Below are 2,632 nucleotides of genomic sequence, written 5' to 3'. Positions count from 1 at the left end.
ATCGTCACCCCATGTCCGGCTCTTCAGATAAGCCAGCTGACCGGGCCCACAAGCACCTAATGTATCACTAGTAGGGCGACCGTGCGGCTTGCCGAGTGCCCATCGCATAAACGAATGGAGCCACGGTGCTGCGCGTTTTGACCCCGTCGGTCTCGCTGCCGCAGCGCTAAGCGGATTCGCGCAACGCGTCTTCACGCGACTAGCGGAGCGCAGCTAGGAATCCTTGGCCTGCCGCCAGACCTCGCGCACGATCTCGCGAGCCCTCAGCTAGAGGTAACACCGTTGAGGACAAATCCCGACCGAGGTTGGGTCGATCGCTCCCGCCACGCGTCATTTGATACCCTCCACCAGCTCAGAAGCGGAAACACCAAGGGCCTTCGCGATGTCGAATAGTCTTTCATGCAGAATGCCGCGGCGGCCGTACTCGAGGTCGATCAACACGTTGCGTGAGACACCAGACCTCAGCGCCAGCTCCTCTTGGCTGTAACCGCGGTCGATGCGCAAAGTCTGTATTCGCGTGCCCACCTGACGGCGCCGCCTCTCCCACACAGCGACCCGTTTCGGATCATTTTGACTGGGGCGCGTCGGCACGCATACCAGTACTCAGGAAAAACCGGGAAAAGTCTGCCCTACTAGTAGGGCTAAATCTGCGCTAAAAAAATTTGGGATCGACCTACCTATGCACTACTAGTAGTGCATAGTCGTGTGATGGCCGCTCGCGCGGGCGCTGAGAAAGCCGGCCTTCGCGGCGGCGTCGAGTTTCAGCACGCAGTGCGAACGCTGCCGATCCGCATCAGTCCACTTCCAGAAGAGAGCCTCGACTCGTGGCTAGAGGCGTTGGCGAGCCGCACGGACGTGACTTGGGGAGAAATTCTGGCCGCGGTTGGCGTTTGCGGGATGCACGGCAACAGCGCTTCGTACTGGGCAACGCGGGCCACCGTGTCGCTGACACTGGCACAGCTGCGCACCATCAGCCACTGCACGGGTGTGCAACCGCGCCGGCTTCGTGCCATGACTCTTCGACCGTGGATCAAGGACATCAGCTGGCAACGACCGTCGGTGGCCGCTATGCGCGTCACTGGTTCGCGGTTCTGCCCGATATGTCTCGGCGAGCGCGGCGGACGGTGGCGGGTGTGGTGGCGGTTGCGTTGGGCATTCGCCTGCCCGAGGCATCGATGTCTGCTCGCCGACGCCTGCAGCGTGTGCGGCGGGCCGCAACGAACGACACCGCCTCGCTTCAACGACGTGCCCACCTTGGGTTTGTGCGCGCGACGGGTTACCCGATCCGGTGAAACACGACGATGTAACGCGCTGCTGTCGAGTGTCCCCGTGATATATCTCGGTAACGGCCCCGCAGTCGTGGTTCAGCGTGAGCTTCTGTGTGTGCTTCGCGCGGGGCATGCGTCGGACGGCATCTATGCGTCGTCACCCGTGCCGTCGACGACGTTCGCGCGTGATTTGCGGACACTGGGGGAATGGATGTTGCGTTACGGGCAAGCCCGCGACGTGGCCGTTCGCATTTCGGATTTGCTATGGGAACAGTTCAAGCGGCAAGCCAAGATTAATATTGCGCGGCCATTGGTCACGAGTGGCGGTGCGCGAATGACATGCTCGAGTCCCGCCGCTGATGCGGCCCTCGCATGCATAGCGACGCCCGTCTTGCAGGCTGCCGACACCGAAACTGCCGCCCAGCACCTGCAATGGCTGACGTCTTCGATGCGCCGGCGTGGATTCTCACTAGCCGAAGCCCAGACCTACTGGCGTCGAGGGAACAGCCCCTCGCTCGACGCCCTAAGGCGCGCAGTGCTTTCCCCGACCCGTTCAGACGGCGGTTCGCAAATCGACCCGGTACGCATCGCCTAGACCGCGACTCGGATGCGACCTCGCATCGTTCAACGGTTCCAATTAGATGCGTGGCCAACCCTAATCGCTGTGCGTCCCTTAATCCCTTTCGGCGGCAGGCTCGCCACCAACTCGGCGGGCATCGGATGGCGCTCAATCTGGTAGCGCACCTTCCATTTCGAGACTCGTAGGGTGCGCGCAGCGTCGGGAATCGTGAGGCCTGCCGCCAGGAGGTTGTGGATCTTTTGCGGCTCGATCGCTTTCGCGGGAACGCCTGGCAGTGACACACCGTCCAGCAGCGACAACGGCGGCTCCCACGTCGTAGGCTCGCTCGAGATCCCCTGGCTCTGAAGGTGTTCAAGAGCCACCGCGTCGAGTTTCTTGACGAGATTGGGGGTGAGCGTTCCTCGCATTCGGTCTGTGCAGTCTGCTCGGCCATGCAGCGACGCCGTAGCTACCGGGGCGCCGCTGAGCTGTTCGGTCAGCCACAGTTTCGCCGCCGCGGCCGTCGGCGGCGAGCTGCGGAATCCTTCCTCGGCGGCCAGGTAGTTCCACTGCGCTTCGGGTAGCAACCCCGCATAGTTCAGCACGCGACGGCGTTGATAGTCGATGGGCGGCGGGTTGGCCTGAAGATGTTGGTGGATCCGGTATAGGGCTGCGGCGATCGAGTCCCAATACGGAAGGGTGCGCAGGCCCTCGGCGAACTCCGCAACGGATTGAGCCCCAACGGTCGAGCGCAGCAGTCGTTTCATCCGGTACTCAGCCATGGTGCAGCCGATGGTGAGTAACA

The 2,632-nt window shown here is 62.6% G+C and carries 2 protein-coding genes and 1 pseudogene; 1 reads left to right on the top strand and 2 read right to left on the bottom strand.

The genetic code is table 11. From position 1 onward, the window contains the following. Positions 1-330: 330 nt before the first annotated feature. A complete protein-coding gene (locus ACLP9N_RS07815) occupies positions 331-591 on the bottom strand; it encodes a helix-turn-helix domain-containing protein (protein ID WP_442406853.1) in 261 nt (86 codons plus the stop codon). Between the two features lie 117 nt (positions 592-708). On the opposite strand from ACLP9N_RS07815, the gene ACLP9N_RS07810 reads away from it, so the two are divergent. Next, entirely contained in the window at positions 709-1,863 is a 1,155-nt protein-coding gene (locus tag ACLP9N_RS07810; RefSeq protein WP_442406852.1) for a TniQ family protein, read from the top strand. Positions 1,864-1,892: 29 nt separating this feature from the next. Here the strand turns inward: ACLP9N_RS07810 and ACLP9N_RS07805 are convergent. Further along, positions 1,893-2,632: pseudogene (locus tag ACLP9N_RS07805) on the bottom strand (hypothetical protein); the annotation flags it as partial.

Source organism: Mycobacterium sp. (assembly GCF_052144515.1).
GTDB lineage: Bacteria > Actinomycetota > Actinomycetes > Mycobacteriales > Mycobacteriaceae > Mycobacterium.
This window is presented reverse-complemented; position numbering and strand designations above follow the sequence as displayed.